This window comes from Bacillus sp. AC266 (genome assembly GCF_979253805.1).
In genome coordinates this window covers 1,085,910-1,107,637 of the sequence record NZ_CEEDEC010000002.1, presented here as the reverse complement: position 1 = coordinate 1,107,637, position 21,728 = coordinate 1,085,910, and the positions used below count along the sequence as shown (strand labels likewise).

The 21,728-nt window shown below is 35.9% G+C and carries 22 protein-coding genes; 5 read left to right on the top strand and 17 right to left on the bottom strand.

What is annotated here, in order from left to right; all coding sequences use genetic code 11:
* A partial coding sequence (locus AC0IXC_RS13320) for a Gly-Xaa-Xaa repeat protein (protein ID WP_471652942.1) occupies positions 1-1,148 on the top strand: 1,148 nt, incomplete at its 5' end.
* 81 nt (positions 1,149-1,229) lie between these two features.
* On the opposite strand, the gene hfq is transcribed toward AC0IXC_RS13320, so the two are convergent.
* On the bottom strand, positions 1,230-1,454 hold the full coding sequence (gene hfq, locus AC0IXC_RS13315; RefSeq protein WP_000813896.1) for an RNA chaperone Hfq: 225 nt from the start codon (positions 1,452-1,454) through the stop codon (positions 1,230-1,232).
* A 21-nt stretch (positions 1,455-1,475) separates the two neighbouring features.
* Positions 1,476-2,429, bottom strand: a complete 954-nt coding sequence (gene miaA, locus AC0IXC_RS13310) for a tRNA (adenosine(37)-N6)-dimethylallyltransferase MiaA (RefSeq protein WP_002142786.1) — start codon at positions 2,427-2,429, stop codon at positions 1,476-1,478.
* Positions 2,430-2,609: 180 nt separating this feature from the next.
* Between miaA and AC0IXC_RS13305 the strand changes: the two genes are divergently transcribed.
* Positions 2,610-2,855 carry a hypothetical protein gene (locus AC0IXC_RS13305; RefSeq protein ID WP_215591314.1) on the top strand — a complete coding sequence of 82 codons (246 nt, stop codon included), beginning with the start codon at positions 2,610-2,612 and terminating at the stop codon, positions 2,853-2,855.
* Between the two features lie 62 nt (positions 2,856-2,917).
* Here the strand turns inward: AC0IXC_RS13305 and entD are convergent, their stop codons facing one another.
* From entD to gabP, 8 genes are all read right to left on the bottom strand, one after another.
* The gene (gene entD, locus AC0IXC_RS13300) at positions 2,918-3,883 is read right to left on the bottom strand and encodes a cell wall-binding protein EntD (RefSeq protein WP_012261516.1); all 966 of its coding nucleotides are present in this window, start codon (positions 3,881-3,883) and stop codon (positions 2,918-2,920) included.
* A 348-nt stretch (positions 3,884-4,231) separates the two neighbouring features.
* Positions 4,232-6,091 (bottom strand): PTS fructose transporter subunit IIABC, encoded by a 1,860-nt coding sequence (locus AC0IXC_RS13295; RefSeq protein ID WP_471652941.1) that lies wholly within the window; start codon positions 6,089-6,091, stop codon positions 4,232-4,234.
* Positions 6,092-6,104: 13 nt separating this feature from the next.
* Entirely contained in the window at positions 6,105-7,016 is a 912-nt protein-coding gene (gene pfkB / locus AC0IXC_RS13290; protein WP_002128626.1) for a 1-phosphofructokinase, read from the bottom strand.
* Entirely contained in the window at positions 7,013-7,765 is a 753-nt protein-coding gene (locus AC0IXC_RS13285) for a DeoR/GlpR family DNA-binding transcription regulator (RefSeq protein WP_002128628.1), read from the bottom strand. The genes pfkB and AC0IXC_RS13285 overlap by 4 nt, the downstream gene beginning before the upstream one ends.
* Before the next feature lie 156 nt (positions 7,766-7,921).
* Positions 7,922-9,085 carry an iron-containing alcohol dehydrogenase gene (locus AC0IXC_RS13280; protein ID WP_471652940.1) on the bottom strand — a complete coding sequence of 388 codons (1,164 nt, stop codon included), beginning with the start codon at positions 9,083-9,085 and terminating at the stop codon, positions 7,922-7,924.
* Positions 9,086-9,202: 117 nt separating this feature from the next.
* Positions 9,203-9,745 carry a DUF420 domain-containing protein gene (locus tag AC0IXC_RS13275; protein WP_000228316.1) on the bottom strand — a complete coding sequence of 181 codons (543 nt, stop codon included), beginning with the start codon at positions 9,743-9,745 and terminating at the stop codon, positions 9,203-9,205.
* Positions 9,746-10,061: 316 nt separating this feature from the next.
* Complete coding sequence (locus tag AC0IXC_RS13270; protein ID WP_078175321.1) at positions 10,062-10,400, bottom strand: hypothetical protein; 339 nt, start codon at positions 10,398-10,400, stop codon at positions 10,062-10,064.
* 133 nt (positions 10,401-10,533) lie between these two features.
* Complete coding sequence (gene gabP / locus AC0IXC_RS13265) at positions 10,534-11,928, bottom strand: GABA permease (RefSeq protein WP_000360102.1); 1,395 nt, start codon at positions 11,926-11,928, stop codon at positions 10,534-10,536.
* A gap of 270 nt (positions 11,929-12,198) precedes the next feature.
* Here gabP and AC0IXC_RS13260 point away from each other — a divergent pair, with 270 nt between their 5' ends.
* The gene (locus tag AC0IXC_RS13260) at positions 12,199-13,281 is read left to right on the top strand and encodes a chitinase (RefSeq protein WP_002128633.1); all 1,083 of its coding nucleotides are present in this window, start codon (positions 12,199-12,201) and stop codon (positions 13,279-13,281) included.
* A 54-nt stretch (positions 13,282-13,335) separates the two neighbouring features.
* On the opposite strand, the gene AC0IXC_RS13255 is transcribed toward AC0IXC_RS13260, so the two are convergent.
* Positions 13,336-14,547 carry a M20 metallopeptidase family protein gene (locus AC0IXC_RS13255; protein WP_471652939.1) on the bottom strand — a complete coding sequence of 404 codons (1,212 nt, stop codon included), beginning with the start codon at positions 14,545-14,547 and terminating at the stop codon, positions 13,336-13,338.
* Between the two features lie 125 nt (positions 14,548-14,672).
* Positions 14,673-15,566 (bottom strand): metallophosphoesterase, encoded by an 894-nt coding sequence (locus AC0IXC_RS13250; protein ID WP_002033659.1) that lies wholly within the window; start codon positions 15,564-15,566, stop codon positions 14,673-14,675.
* 196 nt (positions 15,567-15,762) lie between these two features.
* On the opposite strand from AC0IXC_RS13250, the gene AC0IXC_RS13245 reads away from it, so the two are divergent.
* Together AC0IXC_RS13245 and AC0IXC_RS13240 are read left to right on the top strand one after the other, a co-directional pair.
* Positions 15,763-16,578: a formate/nitrite transporter family protein gene (locus AC0IXC_RS13245; RefSeq protein WP_002014675.1), complete on the top strand. Its 816-nt coding sequence runs from the start codon at positions 15,763-15,765 to the stop codon at positions 16,576-16,578.
* Positions 16,579-16,718: 140 nt separating this feature from the next.
* The gene (locus AC0IXC_RS13240) at positions 16,719-16,991 is read left to right on the top strand and encodes an HU family DNA-binding protein (RefSeq protein ID WP_002033657.1); all 273 of its coding nucleotides are present in this window, start codon (positions 16,719-16,721) and stop codon (positions 16,989-16,991) included.
* A gap of 19 nt (positions 16,992-17,010) precedes the next feature.
* On the opposite strand, the gene AC0IXC_RS13235 is transcribed toward AC0IXC_RS13240, so the two are convergent.
* From AC0IXC_RS13235 to AC0IXC_RS13215, 5 genes are all read right to left on the bottom strand, one after another.
* The gene (locus AC0IXC_RS13235; protein WP_002142798.1) at positions 17,011-17,490 is read right to left on the bottom strand and encodes a GNAT family N-acetyltransferase; all 480 of its coding nucleotides are present in this window, start codon (positions 17,488-17,490) and stop codon (positions 17,011-17,013) included.
* Positions 17,491-17,708: 218 nt separating this feature from the next.
* A complete protein-coding gene (locus tag AC0IXC_RS13230) occupies positions 17,709-20,129 on the bottom strand; it encodes a heavy metal translocating P-type ATPase (protein ID WP_340777157.1) in 2,421 nt (806 codons plus the stop codon).
* Between the two features lie 94 nt (positions 20,130-20,223).
* The gene (copZ, locus tag AC0IXC_RS13225; protein WP_002033654.1) at positions 20,224-20,430 is read right to left on the bottom strand and encodes a copper chaperone CopZ; all 207 of its coding nucleotides are present in this window, start codon (positions 20,428-20,430) and stop codon (positions 20,224-20,226) included.
* Positions 20,431-20,625: 195 nt separating this feature from the next.
* A complete protein-coding gene (locus tag AC0IXC_RS13220; protein ID WP_002014668.1) occupies positions 20,626-20,928 on the bottom strand; it encodes a metal-sensing transcriptional repressor in 303 nt (100 codons plus the stop codon).
* 292 nt (positions 20,929-21,220) lie between these two features.
* Positions 21,221-21,448, bottom strand: a complete 228-nt coding sequence (locus tag AC0IXC_RS13215; RefSeq protein ID WP_002014667.1) for a hypothetical protein — start codon at positions 21,446-21,448, stop codon at positions 21,221-21,223.
* Between the last annotated feature and the right edge of the window lie 280 nt (positions 21,449-21,728).

The window sequence follows — 21,728 nt, the reverse complement described above, 5'->3', positions numbered from 1 at the left end:
CCACTGGTTCCACTGGACCTCAAGGTATTCAAGGTATTCAAGGTATTCAAGGTAATACAGGTGCCACTGGACCTCAAGGCGTTCAAGGTAACACGGGTGCGACTGGTATAGGAGTTACCGGACCTACTGGACCTTCTGGTGGGCCTCCTGGACCTTCTGGACCTACTGGACCTCAAGGTAACACGGGTGCTACCGGACCTCAAGGCGCTCAAGGTAACACAGGTGCTACCGGACCTCAAGGCGCTCAAGGTAACACAGGTGCTACCGGACCTCAAGGTGCTCAAGGTAACACGGGTGCTACCGGACCTCAAGGTGCTCAAGGTAACACGGGTGCTACCGGACCTCAAGGTACTCAAGGTAACACGGGTGCGACTGGTTCCACTGGACCTCAAGGTATTCAAGGTAACACGGGTGCTACCGGACCTCAAGGTGTTCAAGGTAACACAGGTGCGACTGGACCTCAAGGCGCTCAAGGTAACACAGGTGCTACCGGACCTCAAGGTATTCAAGGTAACACGGGTGCTACCGGACCTCAAGGTGTTCAAGGTAACACAGGTGCTACCGGACCTCAAGGCACTCAAGGTAATACGGGTGCTACCGGACCTCAAGGTGCTCAAGGTAACACAGGTGCGACTGGTATAGGAGTTACCGGACCTACTGGACCTCAAGGTAACACGGGTGCGACTGGACCTCAAGGTGTTCAAGGACCAACGGGTGCGACTGGTATAGGAGTTACCGGACCTACTGGACCTAGCTTCCCAGTAGCAACAATCGTTGTAACAAACAACATCCAACAAACAGTAATCCAATTTAATAACTTTATTTTTAGTACTGCAATTAACGTAAACAATATTATCTTTAACGGCACAAATACAGTTACTGTTATTAACGCTGGTATTTATGTAATTAGCGTATCTATTTCTACAACTGCGCCAGGATGCGCTCCACTTGGAGTAGGAATTTCAATTAATGGAGCAGTTGCTACTGACAACTTCTCTTCAAATCTAATAGGCGACTCACTTTCATTTACTACAATCGAAACATTAGCTGCTGGAGCAAACATTTCTGTCCAATCTACTCTTAACGAGATTACGATCCCTGCAACAGGAAACACTAACATTCGTCTTACTGTATTTAGAATCGCTTAAATTTCACTATTTATTGTTTATGACAAATAAAAAAAAGAGCGAGAAACTCGCTCTTTTTTTGTTATGTACAATAATTCATTACTACTCTAATTCAATTGAAACATTTTTTTGTGGTACAAATGTAGAAATTGCATGTTTATAAATAAGCTGTTGCTTACCTTCTGTTTCCAGCAGGACTGTAAAATTATCAAATCCTTTAATTAATCCACGAAGCTGGAAACCATTTAATAAGTACAGCGTAACGAACGTATTCTCTTTACGGAGTTGATTTAAAAACTGATCTTGAATATTGATTGATTGCTTCATGTCGAATCCTCCTCTTTTTCTCTACTTACTATTATTCGACTTTAGTTGTAGCTTTCCTTCTATGTATCGTAAAATTTCTGACGTTTTTTCACCATCAGTAACATCGAACCACGCGACATCCATCTTATTACGGAACCACGTTAATTGACGTTTTGCATAACGGCGTGAATTCGTCTTTAATTGTGATACCGCTTCTTCTAAAGATACACGATTCTCAAAATAATCATATATCTCTTTATAACCAATCGCTTGAATAGATTGACAATCTCGCACTCCTCTTTCATGTAAACCTTTTACTTCTTCTAATAAACCTTGTTCAATCATTAGGTTAACACGTAAGTTAATGCGATCGTATAGCATTTCTCGATCCATTGTCAAGCCAATTAATGAAACATCGTACAGTAACTCATTTTCTTGTTTTTCGAGCTGGTTACTCATTTTTTCACCCGTCGTGTGAAAAATTTCTAACGCCCGAATAACACGCCTTACATTATTGGCATGAATACGCTCCGCACTTTCTGGATCTACTTCTTGCAACTTTTTATGTACATATTCCACACCGTGTTCTAATGCTAACTTTTCCATCTGTTCTCGGTATGTAGCGTCCCCAGCCTCATCTGTAAACTGGTAATCGAATAGAACAGATTGTATATAGAGACCGGTTCCACCAACAATAATTGGTAATTTCCCGCGCTCTGTAATTTCTCGAATGCACTTACGGACACTTTCTTGAAATTCCGCCACAGAAAATGAATCTTCCGGATCTTTTATATCAATCATATAATGTGGAATTCCGTCCATCTCATCTGTCGTCACCTTTGCAGTCCCGATATCCATCGTACGATAAATTTGCATGGAATCACCACTAATAATCTCACCATTCAACGCTTTTGCAAGATCGATACTTAATTTCGTCTTTCCGACAGCAGTTGGCCCAATGATGACAGCAACTTTTTCACGTTGCACTTCTCCCATATCATTCAACTCTCTTTATGTAATATACTCCATCTATTGATTATACCCAATCTTACCAATTTTAACGGCATGATTGCAAGTTCTTTGAATCCAGTACATGAAATTACACAAAAAAAGAGCATAGCTTGTCCAATTCTGCATATACATGATAAAAAATAGCTCGGAGAGGGTGCAATGACTATGAAACAAGCGACTATCGATTTTCCATTATTAATAAAAGACCTTATTTTAGCTACTGCTACAAAAGAACAAAATTGTTCACAAGAAGAATTATACTTCGCACTAAATTGTTTACTACTTTCCTTTCATTCTACTCTTCAAGAAACAACGTTACATCCAGAAAATAAAAATACAGAGTATATACAAACTCAATTTTGCACCGCGTATAAAATTATTACAGGTAAAACAATTTACCCTTTTCAATAATTCTTATATAAAAAAAGCGGCCGCTTAGACATTTTCAAGCAGCCGTTTTTTATTTTAATAAATTATTTTATAACTTTCACTTTAACGGATTTACGCCCCCAACTATCAGCAGTGCTATCTGAACCAACTAAAACATCAATACGGTTTCCTTTAATCGCGCCACCAGTATCTCCAGCAATTGCTTCTCCATATCCTTCCACCCACACTTTTGATCCGAGAGGAATTACTTTCGGATCAACAGCAATAACTTTCATATTTGGATTCGCTGTTAAATCATGCCCCATCGCAGTTAACACACGACCACCATATGTGCCATTTTCACTCGGGTGAGCTGTGTAAGCTGTCGCTTCTACTGTTATTTCACGACCAGCAGGTTCACTTGTTTCAGTAGATTTCGCCACTGGCTTAGTTGCCGGCTTCGCTTGCGCTACTGGTTTACTTGATGCTCCACTTTTAACTGATTCCTTTCCGTTAACTGCCGTATCATTTTTAGCCGGCGCTTTCACCTTAACTGATGTATCATTTTTAACCGCCGTTTTCACCTTAGTTGGCGCTTCATCTTGAGCTGGAACTTCTTTTCTTTCAATAACAGGTGCTGTACCTGTTAAAAATGGTATGTGAACATACGCCGCTTTCCCGCCATATTCGAATTGTAACCATTCGTTTTGTACTTGATTTGTCGTTTCAATCAAGTCATCTTTTTTAAGCGTGCCAAGAATCTCTGAATCAGTATTCGCTCCAGCACGAATGTTTAATACGTTTGCTGTTACATAATAAGAACTTTTCGTAAACTCAGCACTTACAAAAGCTTCTTTACCATCTAATTTAATTTTGGACCATCCGTTTTCTGTATTTATAACATCTAATTTATTTCCACTTAACATTTTACCTACAAGTTTTGATTCTACAGTTGGGTTTTCTCTAACGTTTAATACATCTGTTGTTACAATCGTTTCCGCTTTAGCAGAACCTACAAAAATCCCAAGACCAAAAACTGCTGCTGTTGCTATACCTAATAATTTTTTCATGAATAGCCTCCATTTGCTTTGTTTTCGTGTTCTCATTATAGCAACAGTTTTTTGTAGAATTTCGAAAATCACACAATTACAAAGCATTCGTAATAAACGATTAATGATTTGTAACATAAATTTCCATATTAAAGAATTGTATTTCTACCAAAATTAGCAATAGTTTTCATATATTTCTCACAAATTAGTATAAGAATTTTTTTCCAGAAAAAATTACAGTATTACTTTTTTGTTACAAAAAAATCACTTTTCATTACATCTTTTACCAAAATCCATCATAATCCAATTATTAAATTACTTTTTGTAACGAAAAAGGAACAACTCCTATTAGCTGTCCCTTTTTATCTTTTATTTAACTTTCTTCTTCCAAACACCTATCATAATAGCTGAAACAATCGTCCCAATTAATATAGAGAAAATGTATAGCAACGGTTTATTCACTAATGCGATAACAAACAATCCACCATGCGGTGCCGGCAATGTAATTTGGAATAACATAGATAAGGCACCCGCGATACTTGAACCAACAACACAGCTTACTATTACTCGAACCGGATCGGCAGCTGCAAATGGAATCGCACCTTCTGTAATAAATGATGCTCCCATAATATAATTTGTTAAACCAGATTTACGTTCTGCTTCTGTAAATTTTGTTTTAAAGAATGTGGTTGCGAATGCAATCGCAAGTGGCGGTACCATACCACCAGCCATAACTGCTGAGTGCACTCCAAAATTCTGTGCTTCTATTGCAGCAATACCAAATGTAAATGCCGCTTTATTAATTGGACCACCCATATCAATTGCCATCATACCGCCTAAAATAAGTCCTAATAATATAGCATTCGTACCGTTCAAACCATTTAACCATCCTGTTAACATTTCATTTAATGCTACTACAGGCGGATTTACTACTTTTTGCATAACAACTCCTGTAATCAACAATCCAAAGACTGGATATAACAAAACAGGTTTAATTCCTTCTAACTGTACTGGTAATCCTGAAAATAATCTTTTCAATCCTAAAACAACATATCCAGCTAAGAAACCAGCAATTAATCCACCTAAAAATCCCGCATTCGCTTGTGCTGCTAAAAACCCACCTACAACACCAGGCATAAAACCAGGACGATCAGCAATAGAACTCGCAATAAATCCAGCTAAGATTGGTACAAGGAATAAAAACGCACCTGTTTTTCCTCCCCCAATAGACATGAACAATTCAGCTAAAGGACCTTCCGCTTTTATACCACCAAACGAAAACGCTAGTGCAATTAAAATTCCACCACCAACAACGAACGGAAGCATATTACTTACACCGCTCATTAAATGCTTATAAATTCCTAGCCCTTTTTCTTTCTTTACATTTTCTGCCTTCCCATCCTCTTTTACCCCTTTAAAGATTGGTGCATCTTGTTTTATAGCTCGATTAAGAAGGATTTCAGTTTTTCTAATCCCATCGGCGACTGGTACTTGAATGACATGCTTCCCAGCAAAACGATTCATTTCTACTTGTTTATCTGCAGCTACAATAATAGCCGTTGCGCGTTCAATGTCCTCTTTCGTTAAATCGTTTTTAACACCTGTTGATCCATTCGTTTCAACTTTAATCGCTATTCCTAACTCTGCTGCTTTTGCTTTCAAACTATCCGCAGCCATATATGTGTGAGCGATACCAGTCGGACAAGCTGTAACAGCTAATACGTATGGCTCATTCCCTTCCGGCTTTGCTACTTCAACTTCTTCGTCTTCTTTTTCATTCTCTTTTTCATCAAATAAACGGAGAAGCTCATCCTCATCCTTTGCTTCTAATAATTGCTTGCGGAACCCTTCATCCATCAATAACGTAGAGAGACGAGATAACGTTTCTAAATGAGTATTATTCGCCCCTTCACTCGCAGCAATCATAAAAAACAGATGTGCAGGCTGTCCATCAAGCGACTCATAGTTGATACCGCTTACACTTCTACCAAAACAAATCGATGGTTGTTTAACGGCATTCGTCTTCGCATGAGGTATAGCAATCCCTTCCCCTATGCCAGTTGTACTTTGTGACTCCCGCTTTAAAATAGCTTCTTTAAATTCAGCTTTACTATTTAAACGATTTGCTCCGTCTAATTTCTCAACTAATTCATCTATGACAGCTTCTTTATTTGAAGCTGTCAAGTTCATAATAACTGTATCCCTTTTTAATAGTTCTGTAATTTTCATATGTTACTTCCCCCTATCGCTTAGTTACAATTACTTGCGACAATAATTCTTCTACTTTTTCTTTTTCACATAAATCAGCTGAAAATGCTGTTGCACTCCCTGTTGCAACGCCATATTGAAATGCCTTTTCAATATCTTTTGTCTGTTCATATTTACCTACAAATCCTGCAACGAGAGAATCTCCGGCCCCAACCGAATTAATTACAACACCTTTTGGAACAGTTGCTTCATATATACCTTGTGCCGTAAATAATAAAGCCCCATCTCCAGCCATTGATACGATAACATGCTCTACACCTTGTTCAACTAATTTTCTTCCAAACGGTAAAACATCTTCTACTGTTGAAATCTCTACTCCGAATAACTCACCAAGTTCATGATGATTAGGCTTTATTAAAAATGGTTTATTTTTAATTACATGCTGCAGCGCACTTCCACTTGCATCGACTACTACACGAATACCTTTCTCAGCTCCGAGCGCTGCGATTGATTCATAAAAAGTAGTTGAGATAGACGCCGGTACACTTCCAGCTAGTACAACACAATCTCCCTGCCTCATACTTTCGATTTGTTTCATTAATTGTTCAAATTGTTCATTTGTCACATTAGGACCTTGCCCATTTAATTCTGTCTCTTCTTGCCCTTTTATTTTCACATTAATTCGGGAATCACCGTCTACTTGGACGAAGTTTGTTGTTACACCTTCCGCCTGTAATACATCTTTAATAAATCGACCGGTAAATCCACCAGTAAATCCAAGCGCTACATTTTCAACACCTAAACGATGAAGAACACGAGAAACGTTAATGCCTTTCCCTCCAGGAAATTTCATATCTTTCTCTGCTCGATTTACTGCGCCTAAATCGAAGGAATTAACTTGTACTACATAATCAATAGATGGGTTTAAAGTAACTGTATAGATCATTGTTTATCAGCCTCAATTACATTGGTTTGTCTTTTATATTTTTCTAAATCAATTTCTAAATGGTTTGTAATAATATTCGCTTCTTCAACATTGGCAATTTTCGCAAATGCAACTTCTGAGAACTTACTTTCATCAATTAAGAAATATCCTTCGTTCGCAAATGTTAATGCCATTTGTTTTAAAAGTGCCTCTTCTGGATCTGGAGTTGTAAAACCAAGCTGTTCATGTACACCATTTGCTCCTAAGAAACATTTATCAAAACGGTACTTTTGCATACTTTCCTGTGCCATAGCACCAATTAAAGCTTTCGTCCTACTCTTCATCATCCCGCCTAGTAAATACGCACGAATATTATTTTCAACTAAAGCTTCAATATGCATAAGTCCATTCGTTACGACAGTAACATCTTTATTTATTAAAAATGGAATCATTTCAAATGTTGTACTTCCTGCATCTAAATAAACGCAATCCCCTTGTTCAACAATACTAGCCGCATACTTGGCAATTTGTTGTTTTATTTGAATGTTTTTGGATGATTTTTCAATCATCGTTGGCTCCTGTCCTTTTCCTGTTAAAACAGAGGCACCACCATGAACTCTTTTTAATAACCTTTGTTTTTCTAATTGTGCTAAATCACGACGAATTGTCGATTCAGAGCTTTCTGTTCTTTCAACTAATTGTTGTAATTTAACAACCTTCTGCTCTTTTACAAGTTGCAATATCATTTGATGACGTTCAGGAGTTAACATTTTATTCACCTCTTCTTTGATTACAGTATAATGAAAACGATCACAAAAATCAACCATAAACAGTCAAAAATAATCACTATCAATCAAAACCGGTTATAAACAAAAAAAGAAACCTATTTGATACAACAATCAAATAGGTTTCTTCTCTCGCTTCACTTATAAAGAAGCTTTATAAATTGCAAGAACATCATCTTTATTTAATTTTTTAAAGGTACCAAATTCACCATAAGCCATCGCTTTATCAGCCATTAAATCAATTTCATTTTCTCCAATAGCGTAATCCGCTAATGTTACCGGCGCCTCAATTGAAGTCCAAAATTGACGTAACGCCTCAATTCCTTCTAACCCAATTTCTCGATCCGTCTTCCCTTCTGTTTCTACATCGAATACACGAATAGCGAACTGTTTAAAACGACTTACATTTTCATCTACAACATGCTTCATCCAGTTCGGGAATAAAATTGCAAGGCCACCCCCGTGTGGTATATCATGAACCGCAGAAACTGCATGCTCAATATTATGAGTTGCCCAATCTCCTTTTACTCCCATCGCTAAAATGCCGTTTAACGCCATAGTACCGCAATATAAAATTGTTTCCCTATGCTCATAATTTTCTAGATCACTTAAAAGCTTAGGAGCTGTTTCAATTACTGTTCTTAAAACAGATTCACAATAACGATCTTGTAATTCTGTATTCATGCCGTGATGGAAATATTGCTCTAATACGTGCGACATAATATCTACCATACCGTAAATTGTTTGATCTTTCGGTACAGATGCAGTATGAACTGGATCTAAAATCGAAAACTGCGGGAAAGTAACTGGGCTACCCCAGCCATATTTTTCATTCGTTTCCCAGTTTGTAATGACAGAACCAGCATTCATTTCAGAACCTGTTGCCGCAAGCGTAAGTACCGTACCAAATGGTAATGCATCACTAGCAAATGCTTTTTTCGTTACAATATCCCATACATCTCCATCATATTTACTACCAGCAGCAATCGCCTTCGTACAGTCGATTACACTTCCTCCGCCAACCGCTAAAATAAATTCGACTCCATTGTCTTTACAAATTTGAATCCCTTTCTTTACTGTTGATAAACGAGGATTCGGTTCAACTCCTGTCAACTCAAATACTTCCGCATTTATATCCTTTAAAATAGAAATCACATTATCATAAATACCATTTCTTTTAATGCTGCCTCCCCCGTATACGAGAAGAACTTTTTTACCGAACTGTGGAATTTCAGTTTTCAACTGTTCTAATTGACCTTTACCGAAAATAAGTTTCGTTGGATTACGAAATACAAAATTTTGCATATTTCTTTACCATCCCTTCTATATGAAAAGCAACTATACTTTTGTATACCATATTTTTTTCATTTCACAAAAATATTTGCCTAACAAAAAAATCCCAGCCTACAGGCTGAGATTTTTTTATTGGTAATAAGGTGAGATCATTAAGTAAACAATAACACCAGATAAACTTACATATAACCAAATCGGCATCGTCCAACGTACAATTTTACGGTGACGTGTTAATTGATTCGTAAAACCAAACACAAGTGCAAACAATGCAAGCGGTACAATAATTGCTGCAAGGATAATATGTGTAATTAAAATGATGAAATACACATATTTAATGAATCCTTCTCCGCCAAAATGTGTTGCTGGCGCCAAGTAATGATACGATAAATAAGAAACACAAAATAGCAACGTCGTTGTAAATGCTGCTAGGATGAAACCACGGTGCATTTTCACATTCTTCTTAATAATAGAGTATAAAGCTGCTAATAAGAATACGAACGTAAAGCTATTAAAAATTGCATTTAACATTGGTAAAATTGTTACATCAAAATGTACTTCTCCTTCATAGCCAACAGGTCCAAAGAACAAAAATAAAATAATCGCATTTACAATTACAGAAAGCGTTATCACAATAGGAGCATAGCTTTTCTGATTCGTTGATTGATCCACCAAAATGGTCACTCCTCTTCCTTCAAATATGTATACGTAACCTCACTATTTTAACATATTATTCACAGTGTAAATGTGACAATAGTTTGACACAGTAAGACAGGGCAAAGAAAAAACCCTTCTTAACAATACTTCTTAAGAAGGATTTTATCGCTTTATTATTCAAATAGCAATGCGATTAGTTTTTGTTAAAAAACGTACTGCTATACGCTTGATATATTTCAGACACTTGATATCCCATTAATGAAATTGCTGTTAATGAAAAGAAACCAATCATAAGAAATCGAAACCACATATAAATCTCCTCCTTGTATTTAGCTTAAAAAGCAGTCGCTATATTACAAGTTGAGTGGCACTCTTCATCGTCACTTTCCTTTTTCTTTACAATTGCTGTTATAAATCGAATCATAAAGAAAATCACAAAAGGAAATTGTTCATAATTTACCTTGGCATAGTTTGGCAACGGCTCGCGCTGCACATCGAACGGAGATGAGAAGGAATAGAACATACCTTGCTCTTCCATATATACAATTACAATTTTCATACAAAACATTATTCCTAGAAATGAAACAATATCTTGCCATTCTGTCGTATATAAAAAGTTATACAGCTCTAATACGTACTCTTCCATCGTCATCCCCCCTTCCTTTTTTACCATTTTGCTCGCCTTCATATAAAAAGTCAAGAAAAAAGTTTATATTCACTATGACAATAGTAATTACTTGTTTCTATGATTATATATGATTCTTTTATAGCAATGATTGGGTGTAACTCTCTTCTAAAACAAGAAATTAGAATCGAACAGATTCCTCATTCTTACTTTTAGGATTCAACAATGTACTATTTTTATTTCTATTAAAAATAAAATAAGAAATTATTATAAGAACAGTAACAAGCATTGTTAAAAGCGCTTGTGAACGTAAAGATTCAATTGCGAGCATGGCAACTAAAACTGCTATAATCGCAGCAATTGTAACATATGTTACATATGGAAAAAGCCACATTTTCACTTTCAAATTTTGTTGTTCCGCTTTCCCCATTTTTTTACGTATCTTGAAATGTGAAACTGCTATAACGAGATAAACGAGTAACGCAATCCCGCCAGATGCATTCACTAAAAATAAAAATACTTTATCTGGAGATATGTAACTAAAAACAACTCCAATGTAAGCAAAGAAAGTTCCAAATAAAACCGCCCGAACTGGAACACCACTACTATTCAATTTCAAAAATGCCTTTGGCGCATCTCCTCTTTCTGCCATTGAAAAAAGCATTCTTGAGTTCGTATATAAACCCGAATTTAAACAAGAAAGTACAGCTGTTAAAACGATAAAATTCATAATTTGCGCTGCCGCTGGTATCCCTATATGTTCCAGTACCGCCACAAATGGGCTTTTTAGTATGTTCGCCGAATTCCACGGAAGGAGTGTAACAACTACAGCGATCGATCCAATGAAAAATACGAGAATACGCCAAATTACACTATTTGTTGCTGTTTTGACTGCCTTTACAGGTTCGGCAGACTCTCCAGCGGCCACTGCAACAATCTCAGATCCCATAAATGAAAATATAACGACGGTGATTCCAAGTAACACCGAACTTATACCATTTGGCATAAATCCTCCTTGACCTACCAAATTCGAAGTGCCAGGTGCTTCCGTTCCTGGTACAAATCCTAAAATAACAGCTAGTCCAAGACAAAGGAACAAAACAATACTTATTACTTTAATAAATGAAAACCAATATTCAAATTCTCCAAATGATTTCACCGAGAAAACATTCGTCAACGTTAATAAAATCGTTAATATTAAGCTTAATAACCAGAGTGGGATTTCTGGAATCCAGTATTGAATAATACCAGCACCTGCTGTAGCTTCTATTGCAATAACAATTACCCAGAAAAACCAATATAGCCACCCAATTGTATAACCTGCCCATGGACCAATTGCCTCTCTTGCATATGTTGCAAATGAACCACTTGTCGGATTAATAGCTGCCATTTCTCCTAGCATTCTCATAACGAAAATAACTAGAAGTCCTGCTAATGCATATGAAACGATAGAACCTGGACCCGCTGAATGCACAACCGCGCCACTCCCAACAAACAAACCAGCTCCTATTACGCCACCAATGGAAATCATTGTAATGTGGCGTATTTTGAGGTCTTTCTTAAGATTTTTATCCAACTCTTGTACATCCCCTTCCAAACTTAATTTTGAAATTTATGTAAGAGTATTATGTGAAAAATCTTATCCTATACTTTAAAATATATCAAAATATTCTGAATTTAACAATCACAATTCGACCTCCTTCAAAAATTATTTCATTAGGTTTAATAATTTCCCATACACAATTGTTGAGAAAATTATAGTCACCTTACAAGAGAATGAATTTTCAGATATTATTAAATAAACAAGATTATACATCTAGACAACTTTTTGTATAGGGGTGTTGATATGTTAAACAAGTTCAAATTCATTTGTTGTACTTTAGTAATTTTCTTACTGCTACCGCTAGCTCCCTTTCAAGCACAAGCAGCAAACAATTTAGGATCAAAATTACTCGTTGGATACTGGCATAACTTTGATAACGGTACTGGCATTATTAAATTAAGAGACGTTTCACCAAAATGGGATGTACTCAATGTATCTTTCGGTGAAACTGGTGGTGATCGTTCCACTGTTGAATTTTCTCCTGTGTATGGTACAGATGCAGAATTCAAATCAGATATTGCTTATTTAAAAAGTAAAGGAAAGAAAGTAGTTCTTTCAATAGGTGGACAAAATGGGGTCGTTTTACTTCCTGATAATGCCGCTAAGCAACGTTTTATTAATTCCATACAATCTCTAATTGATAAATACGGTTTTGATGGAATAGATATTGACCTTGAATCAGGAATTTACTTAAACGGTAATGACACTAATTTCAAAAACCCAACGACTCCTCAAATCGTAAATCTTATTTCGGCTATTCGGACAATCTCAGATCATTATGGTCCAAATTTTCTATTAAGCATGGCTCCTGAAACAGCTTATGTTCAAGGCGGCTATAGCGCATATGGAAGCATCTGGGGTGCATATTTACCGATTATTTACGGAGTGAAAGACAAACTAACATACATTCACGTTCAACACTACAACGCTGGTAGCGGGATTGGAATGGACGGTAATAACTACAATCAAGGTACTGCAGACTACGAAGTCGCTATGGCAGATATGCTCTTACATGGTTTTCCTGTAGGTGGTAATGCAAATAACATTTTCCCGCCTCTTCGTTCGGATCAAGTCATGATTGGACTTCCTGCAGCACCAGCGGCCGCTCCAAGTGGCGGATATATTTCTCCAACTGAAATGAAAAAAGCTTTAGATTATATCATTAAAGGAATTCCTTTCGGAGGAAAGTATAAACTTTCAAGTCAGAGTGGCTATCCTGCATTCCGTGGCCTAATGTCTTGGTCTATTAATTGGGATGCAAAAAACAACTTTGAATTCTCTAATAACTATAGAACATATTTTGATAGTCTTTCCTTGCAAAAATAATAAAAAACAACAATAGGTTTTATATGACCTATTGTTGTTTTTTATCTATGTAAATTACTTTTTCACTTCTACATGATGAAGAAATTCTTTTCCATCTCTTGAATAACTATTCACAAGACTTAAAAGCAACTTCCCACCAACCAACATCGCACGTTCATCAAAATCGAATTGAGGATGATGGTGTGGATATGTTGCCCCTATTTCTTCATTACCGGCACCTGTGAAGAAAAATGCTCCTGGAACATGTTCTAAGTAGTATGCAAAATCTTCTCCGCCCATAATAGGTGGTACTTCCATGACCCTTTCTTTGCCAAGATCGTGTTCCGCGACCGTCATAAAATGACGTGTTTCAGCTACATGATTTATTAATATTGGATAACCTCGTTTATATTGAATATTAACTTCAGCATGAAGGGACTGACAAATCCCCTCAACAACTCGTCTAAATTCCTTCTCCATATATTCTCTCACTTCAGGATCTAACGTTCGAATGGTTCCTGTAAACGTAGCAGTATCCGCAATAATATTATCGGCTTGCCCGGCATGGAATGTACCAACTGTTAAAACTGCTGATTGAAGTGGATCGACTTTTCTACTCACTAAAAGTTGCAACTGATTAATAACTTGTGTTGCAACGATAATAGCATCTACAGTATGATGTGGCATACCGCCGTGACCGCCTCGCCCTTGAATCTTCACTTCAAAAGTATCAGCTGCCGCCATCATTGCTCCAGCTTTCGTTCCAACAATTCCTAAAGGCATCTTAGAAGATAAATGCGTACCAAAAACAACATCTACTCCTTCTAAACAACCATCCTCAATCATGGCAATTGCTCCGCCAGGCTCTTTCTCTTCTGCATGTTGATGAATAAGGACTATTTTTCCTGAAAGTTGGTCTCTGTTATCACTTAATATTTTTGCAACTCCTAAAAGTGTTGCTGTATGTCCATCATGGCCACAAGCGTGCATTACACCAGGAACCTTTGATTTATATGAAACTTTCTTTTCATCTTGAATAGGTAGTGCATCAAAATCAGCACGTAGCGCCATCGTCTTCCCAGGTATTCCACCTTCAATTACGCCGATTACCCCTCTTCCCCCGACATCTGTTTTCACATCAATATGAAAACTTTTTAAAATTTCAGCTATTTTTTTCGGTGTTTCTATTTCTTGAAACGATAGCTCTGGGTATTGATGAAAATCTCTTCGCCACGAAACCATTTGATTATATAAACTTTCCAATTCTTTATGCCATGTTTCTATCATAGAAATTCCCCTTTCTTTTTAACAGTTTAAATAAAAAATACATAATATTCTGTATTTAATCAATAAAAAAAAGAGAACTTTCTTTAAAAGTACTCTTAATTCTTCAAAATATTAAACGTTCTACTTCAGTCACTACTTTGCTTCAATACAAATAGTGAAAGTTCCGGTACACTTAAAAATCTAACAGGCATTCGAGTCGTTCCAATACCACGATTTACGTATAAATGTAACAGCTTACTCTTCCCTTCTAATTCATACATACCTTCAACATGACTCTCAGCTAGTTTTGTAGTAATTAAAGGACCTACAAAAGGAATTTGAACTTGTCCTCCGTGACTATGTCCTGACATTTGAAAATCGACTGGATAACGAGATACTTTATCTACAACATCCGGCTCATGTATTAATAGCATATTGAAATCTTGTTGTCTTAAGTTTTTTAAAGTCGAGTCTATTTGTGGCTTCCCTAATAAAAAATCATCCAAACCTGATATTGTAATATACTTGCCGTTTTCCCCTTTAATTTTCTGCACTTCATTTACTAACACAGAAAAACCAGCTTCCTCCATATACTTTTTGTAAAATAAACTACCGCCCCCACCTCTATCATGATTCCCAAACACAGCATATTTTCCTAGGGGAGCTTTAATTTTCTGCAAAATAACCTTTGCTTCTTCTCTTTCCGCACTATAGGATCCAAACTTATCTATTAAATCTCCTGTAAAAACTACTATATCTGGATGTAATTCATTCATCTTCTCCACCAAATTTTCTAGTTGTTTCAATGTGAAATCTGGTCCTAAATGTACATCTGAGAACTGCAATATTTTTTTATTATTAAACTCTTTAGGAATTGTAGGAGCTTCTATTTCATTCCACGTAACTGTTACTAGTCTTCTTTCTATTTCAGTCGCATAGAAATACAAACTTACTGGTATCATTAATATACTTATGAAACTAATAATAAATATCTTTACGATTGATTTTTTTCGTTCTTTTTTTACATGATGCGTATTCATGTTTTCACCTCTAAAATCACTTTAAATCCTTATTGTTACATTAATGTGACAACATGAACAATGTTCGTTATATCCAATTTCAGCCCCACTCACTTTGACAAATTTATACAGAAATCATATCATATTTTTATCATACATAGATTCTTTAAAATGTTTCTTCTATTCATTCCATCATTCTATTAAGGAGAGGTTATTCATGTCTGTATTTACACCAGAAGAAATTACGGAACTTGCTGCTAATTCTGGAAGAAAAAAAGCTCATTTATCATTGCTCCCTATGCTAATTCTCGGTTTTTTTGGTGGTGCTTTCATAGCATTAGGATATTTACTTGATATCCATGTTATCGGAACAATGCCAAAATCTTGGGGATCATTTACTAGCTTTTTAGGTGCTGCCGTATTCCCTATCGGTCTTATACTCGTTATCCTTGCAGGCGGTGAATTAGTAACTGGCAACATGATGACCGTTTCAATGGCATGGCTTCACAAAAAAATCGACTTATTTCACTTCATACGAAATTTAGTTATTGTTACGTTTAGCAACTTCATAGGTGCTATATTCGTCGCTTATTTTTTTGGTCATATCGTCGGCTTAACGGAGGGAGCTTTTTTAGCAAAAACAGTTTCTATTGCACAAGCTAAACTACAAGATACACCACTGCAAGCCTTCATTTCTGCAATCGGGTGTAATTGGCTCGTTTGTTTAGCTGTTTGGCTCAGTATGGGAAGTAAAGAATTTATCGGAAAGATTGTCGGTATTTGGTTCCCTGTTATGACTTTTGTTGCGATTGGATTTCAACACGTTGTAGCCAATATGTTTGTCATCCCAGCTGCAATTTTTTCTGGTCATTTAACTTGGGTTGAATATTTTCCAAACTTCATTTTTGTTTTCTTCGGAAATTTAGTAGGGGGTATGTTATTTGTAGCATTACCTTATTTCATATCTTATAATAAAAAACTACCTTCCAATAAAGAGCAAACTGCATTAAAGAAAAAATCTGTATCCGCTTAAATTGAATGTCTATAAATTGGTCCTAAAAATATTACAAATTTCATTTTTTTTGCGAATATATGTACGTACACTTGTTCTCGAATGTTTTATACGTTATAATAACAACTTAAATAGCATTATTTACATATGAGGTGAAAAACATGAATAAGACAGAATTAATTAAAAACGTAGCACAAAACGCTGAGATTTCTCAAAAAGAAGCTACTGTAGTTTTACAAACTGTAGTAGAATCAATCACTAACTCTTTAGCTGCTGGCGAAAAAGTACAACTTATCGGATTCGGTACATTCGAAGTTCGTGAAAGAGCTGCTCGTACAGGCCGTAACCCACAAACGGGTGAAGAAATGCAAATCGCAGCTTCTAAAGTACCTGCTTTTAAAGCTGGTAAAGAACTAAAAGAAGCTGTAAAATAATGAAAAATAGCCTTCTCATTTATGAGAAGGCTATTTTTTTCATGACATAATTAATAAAAATCTGACCATTATGCTGCTTATTTTGTTCCTTTATGCAAATAAAACCTTTGCTTTCAAAGAAAGGTTTTGCTGTAATACTCGCCTCTGTATACATATCCCTATGCTGCAAGTTCACTGCTTCTTTTTCTAACTTCTGTAGTATGTATGATGCTATCCTTTTTCCTTGATAATCTTTATGCGTAAATAAGCGATCTACGTAATGATCATCATTATAATCCCCAAATCCCACTATCACACCTTTATAATCAGCAACGTAACAAATATTCTTTTCTAAAGACTGTAGCCATCTCTCTCTATCTAGTCGCTCCGGGGCCCACGCCTGTAGCTGTAACTCGTTATAATCTTTTGCATTCACCGTATGAACCGTTTCATAGAACAATTGTAATACTTGCTCTAAATCCTCCTTCTGGAATGTTCTAATTTTAATATCTTTAAACATATGTAAAACTCCTTATCAAACTAACTCTTTTATTTCGGTTATCCGGATAATTATTTCGTGTTTATTTTCGAAACAGTTTCTTCCACTATATATGATTCTACTTCTGCTCTTTCTATATTATATCGACTTTTCCTTCTAAACGAACAATAAACAATACTCATACAAAGTATTGTTTATTGTAAAAAAGCATATTAAATTCGCTTTATAGCTGAAAGTGTTTAAGATTTCAATTTAACTCTTTGTAATCTTAATGCATTTAATACGACTGATACAGAGCTAAATGCCATTGCTGCACCTGCAACCCAAGGAGCTAAGAAACCGAGCGCCGCAATTGGAATTCCTAGGCCGTTATAAGCTAACGCCCAGAATAGATTTTGCTTAATATTTCTAATCGTCATTTTACTCATAAAAATTGCATCAGCAATACTATTTAAATCACCACGGATTAACGTAATGTCTGCCGCTTCCATCGCTACATCCGTACCTGTTCCAATTGCCATACCGATATCCGCCGTAGCAAGTGCAGGAGCATCATTTATTCCATCTCCAACCATTGCTACTTTCTTACCTTGCGCTTGAAGTTTTTTCACTTCTTCTGCTTTTCCTTCAGGTAATACTTCTGCAATTACGTGATCAATACCAACTTGCTTAGCGATTGCCTGAGCAGTTTGTGTATTATCTCCTGTAATCATAACAACGTCTAGACCCATTTTCTTAAGTCTTGCGATAGCTGCTTTTGAAGTATCTTTTACAGTATCTGCAACGGCCACTATACCAGCATATTCTTTATTGATCGCAATAAGCATTGCTGTTTTTCCTTCTCGTTCTAGCTCTTCCATCGATTTAGAAACTTCTTCAATATCAATATCAAATTTCTTCATTAATCGACGTGTACCAATTAATAATTGTTTCCCTTCTACGACTGATTCGATACCGAATCCTGGAATCGCTTCAAACGTTTCTGAACTTGGGATATCAATTTTCTTTTCTTTAATTCCTTCTACAATCGCTTCTGCAAGTGGATGTTCAGAATTTTTTTCTGCCGCACCTACTAAACGTAGTATTTCTTCTTCATGGAATCCATCTGCTACAATTACATCTGTTAAAACAGGCTTCCCGTTTGTCACAGTACCTGTTTTATCTAGAATAACTGTATCTAATCGGTGCGTTGCTTCTAAATGCTCTCCACCTTTAAATAAAATACCATACTCAGCTGATCTTCCTGATCCCGCCATAATAGATGTAGGTGTTGCAAGGCCTAATGCACACGGACAAGCGATAACAAGTACTGCTATCATTTTCTCAAGTGCTCCGCCAAAATCACCAGGTGTAACAAATATCATCCACACCGCAAATGTAATAATAGCAATTACAACTACAACAGGTACGAAAATACCTGAAATTTGATCTGCTACCCTTTGAATAGGAGCTTTTGAACCTTGAGCCTCTTCTACTACTTTAATAATTTGAGCTAATGCAGTATCTCTTCCTACCTTAGTTGCTTTAACTTTTAAAAATCCATTTTTATTCATTGTAGAGCCAATTACTACATCCCCAATTGTTTTATCAACTGGAATACTCTCGCCTGTTAACATCGATTCATCTATCGCTGATTTTCCTTCTACAATTTCTCCATCTACTGGGATTTTTTCACCAGGTTTAACATAGACAACATCACCAGCTACCACTTCTTCGATTAAAATTTTCATCTCTGTTCCATCTCGCACAACTGTGGCAGTTTTCGCTTGTAGTCCCATCAACTTTTTAATAGCTTCTGATGAACGCCCTTTTGCTCTCGCCTCAAATAATTTACCTAAAATAATTAAAGTAATAAGTACCGCACTCGTTTCAAAATATAAATCTGTCATATGTTCTGAAGAACCAATCGACCTAATACTTAAATACACACTATAGAAATAAGCTGCGGACGTTCCAAGTGCCACAAGAACATCCATGTTTGCACTTTTATTGCGTAGCGCTTTATACGCTCCAATATAAAACTGTCCACCAATGATAAATTGAACAGGAGTTGCAAGAGCTAGCTGCACCCAAGGGTTCATTAGCATATCAGGTAAATAAATAAACGATGTAAATGAGAAATGACTTACCATTGCCCACAATAACGGGAATGATAAAATAAACGAAATAATAAATTTCTTCTTTTGTCGTTCAATTTCTTGTAAGCGATGATCTGTTGATCCATCTTGCTCATCTGATTTCACTTCCAATTTATATCCTAATTTCGTGATTGCACTCTTCATTTCATTTACATTAATTTCATCAGGATTAAAATCTACTGTAGCTGATTCCAAAGCGAAATTTACTGTCGCTCCGTTCACACCTTCTAACTTATTTAAACGCTTTTCTACTCTATTCGCACATGCTGCGCATGTCATCCCTGAAACAGTAAACTCAGCTTTATCACTTACAATTCCATATCCTAGCGACTCAACTTTTTCCTTAAATTGTTGTGGATTTGTTTTATGGGGATCATACATTATTTTTGTTTTTTCAAGTGCAAAATTTACATTTGCATCATGAACACCTTCTACTTTTTTCAGGCCTTTTTCAATTCTATTTGCACAGGCTGCACATGTCATGCCTGATATTTGGAGATTGGCCTCTTTTTGCTCATTCATGTCTCTCACCTCTATATACCCTTATAAGGTATAATTTTTAGCAAAATAAATCGTACTCCATATAAAGTACGATTTATTTCTATATTAAAAATTATTATTGAATTTCATAGCCTTGATCTTCAATTACAGCAACGATATCTTTTAACGTTACAACTGATGAGTCGATAGTAACTTCAACAGTTCCTTCTGCTAATTGAACTTTTACTTGTTCAACGCCGTTTAGTTCTTTCACATTACTTTCAATAGAATTTACACAATGCCCACAAGACATACCCTCAACTTTTAATGTTAACTGTTCCATTTAAAATCCTCCTCTTGTTTATTCATTGTTTATTAATCACAACTACATCTTACCATACCCCCCTAAGGTAATCAATGGTTTTATATCATGATTTTTATTTTTTTCTAAAATCTTTATTTTTTTGCTCCAATTATGAATTTATATATCTTCTCCTATATAAACAAAAGCCAAGCTAGTCAAATACTAGCTTGGCTTTTATGCTTTTGAAAAACGTTCAAATACTGTCATTAATTCTTCAATTGCTTCGTCACCATTACCATTTTTAATAGCTCCTGAAACACAATGACTCGTATGATTTTTTAAGACACCCATTCCTACTTTTTTCATCGCTGCATTAATCGCAGAAATTTGAACTAAAATATCCACGCAATAACGATCATTTTCAATCATATTTTGAATACCACGGACTTGGCCTTCAATTCTCTTTAATCTATTTATAATTTGTTCTTTTTCTTTTTCTGATCTATGTGTTACTGATTCATGGTCCTTATGATCCATATTATCACCTTCTTAAAGTTTCTCTTCATCCAATAAAACAATTGCTTTTATGAGTATACCAATTATATCATCAAATATCTATGTAGGATACCCCATATGAGTATATTTTCGCTTTATGATTATTCTTAACACATCATTAGCTTCTCAGTCTCAATTAATATGATACCCTTTCTTTTTTTCAAAAAAACAATAATAAGCAGGGATTGTCCATCCCCGCTTATTATTCATCCACAAATATAAAAGTCTCAATTTTCACACGTGTAAATTGAGACTTTTTTCTTCCTATATATAATTATTGCTGATCACATACTTTTGTATCATTCACTACTGAAGTTCCTTCAACGGTTACCGTATGAAAACAGTCATTTACACGAACTGTCACAACATTATCTTGCCGATCAATGATATGGTATTCATTAAAATTTTTATTCAGAGCACTGCGAATTTGTTCTCCTTCATAAATTGGAATGCCATGTGATAAAACCCAAATAAACCCAGCGATAGCAAGAATAGTTTTCATACGATCTACCTCCTTGAGAATATAGTGAACTTTTAATCCATGCTTTTTCAGCTCTACTAATCATGAATGGAATGAATCAAGCCTTTTTGGAAATAAGTTCATTTCGTCTATTTTATGTTTATGCTAATTGTGACCGAATTGTGACAACTTTTTGTCTATTTAGACGAAAAGTTGAAACAAAACTTTCAAAAAGGACAATTCTACTTATAAAAAAGGTTATGGAATGTTTCATCCATAACCTTTTTTCAGCCCTATTCTACAACTCATCCACCGTACTTCA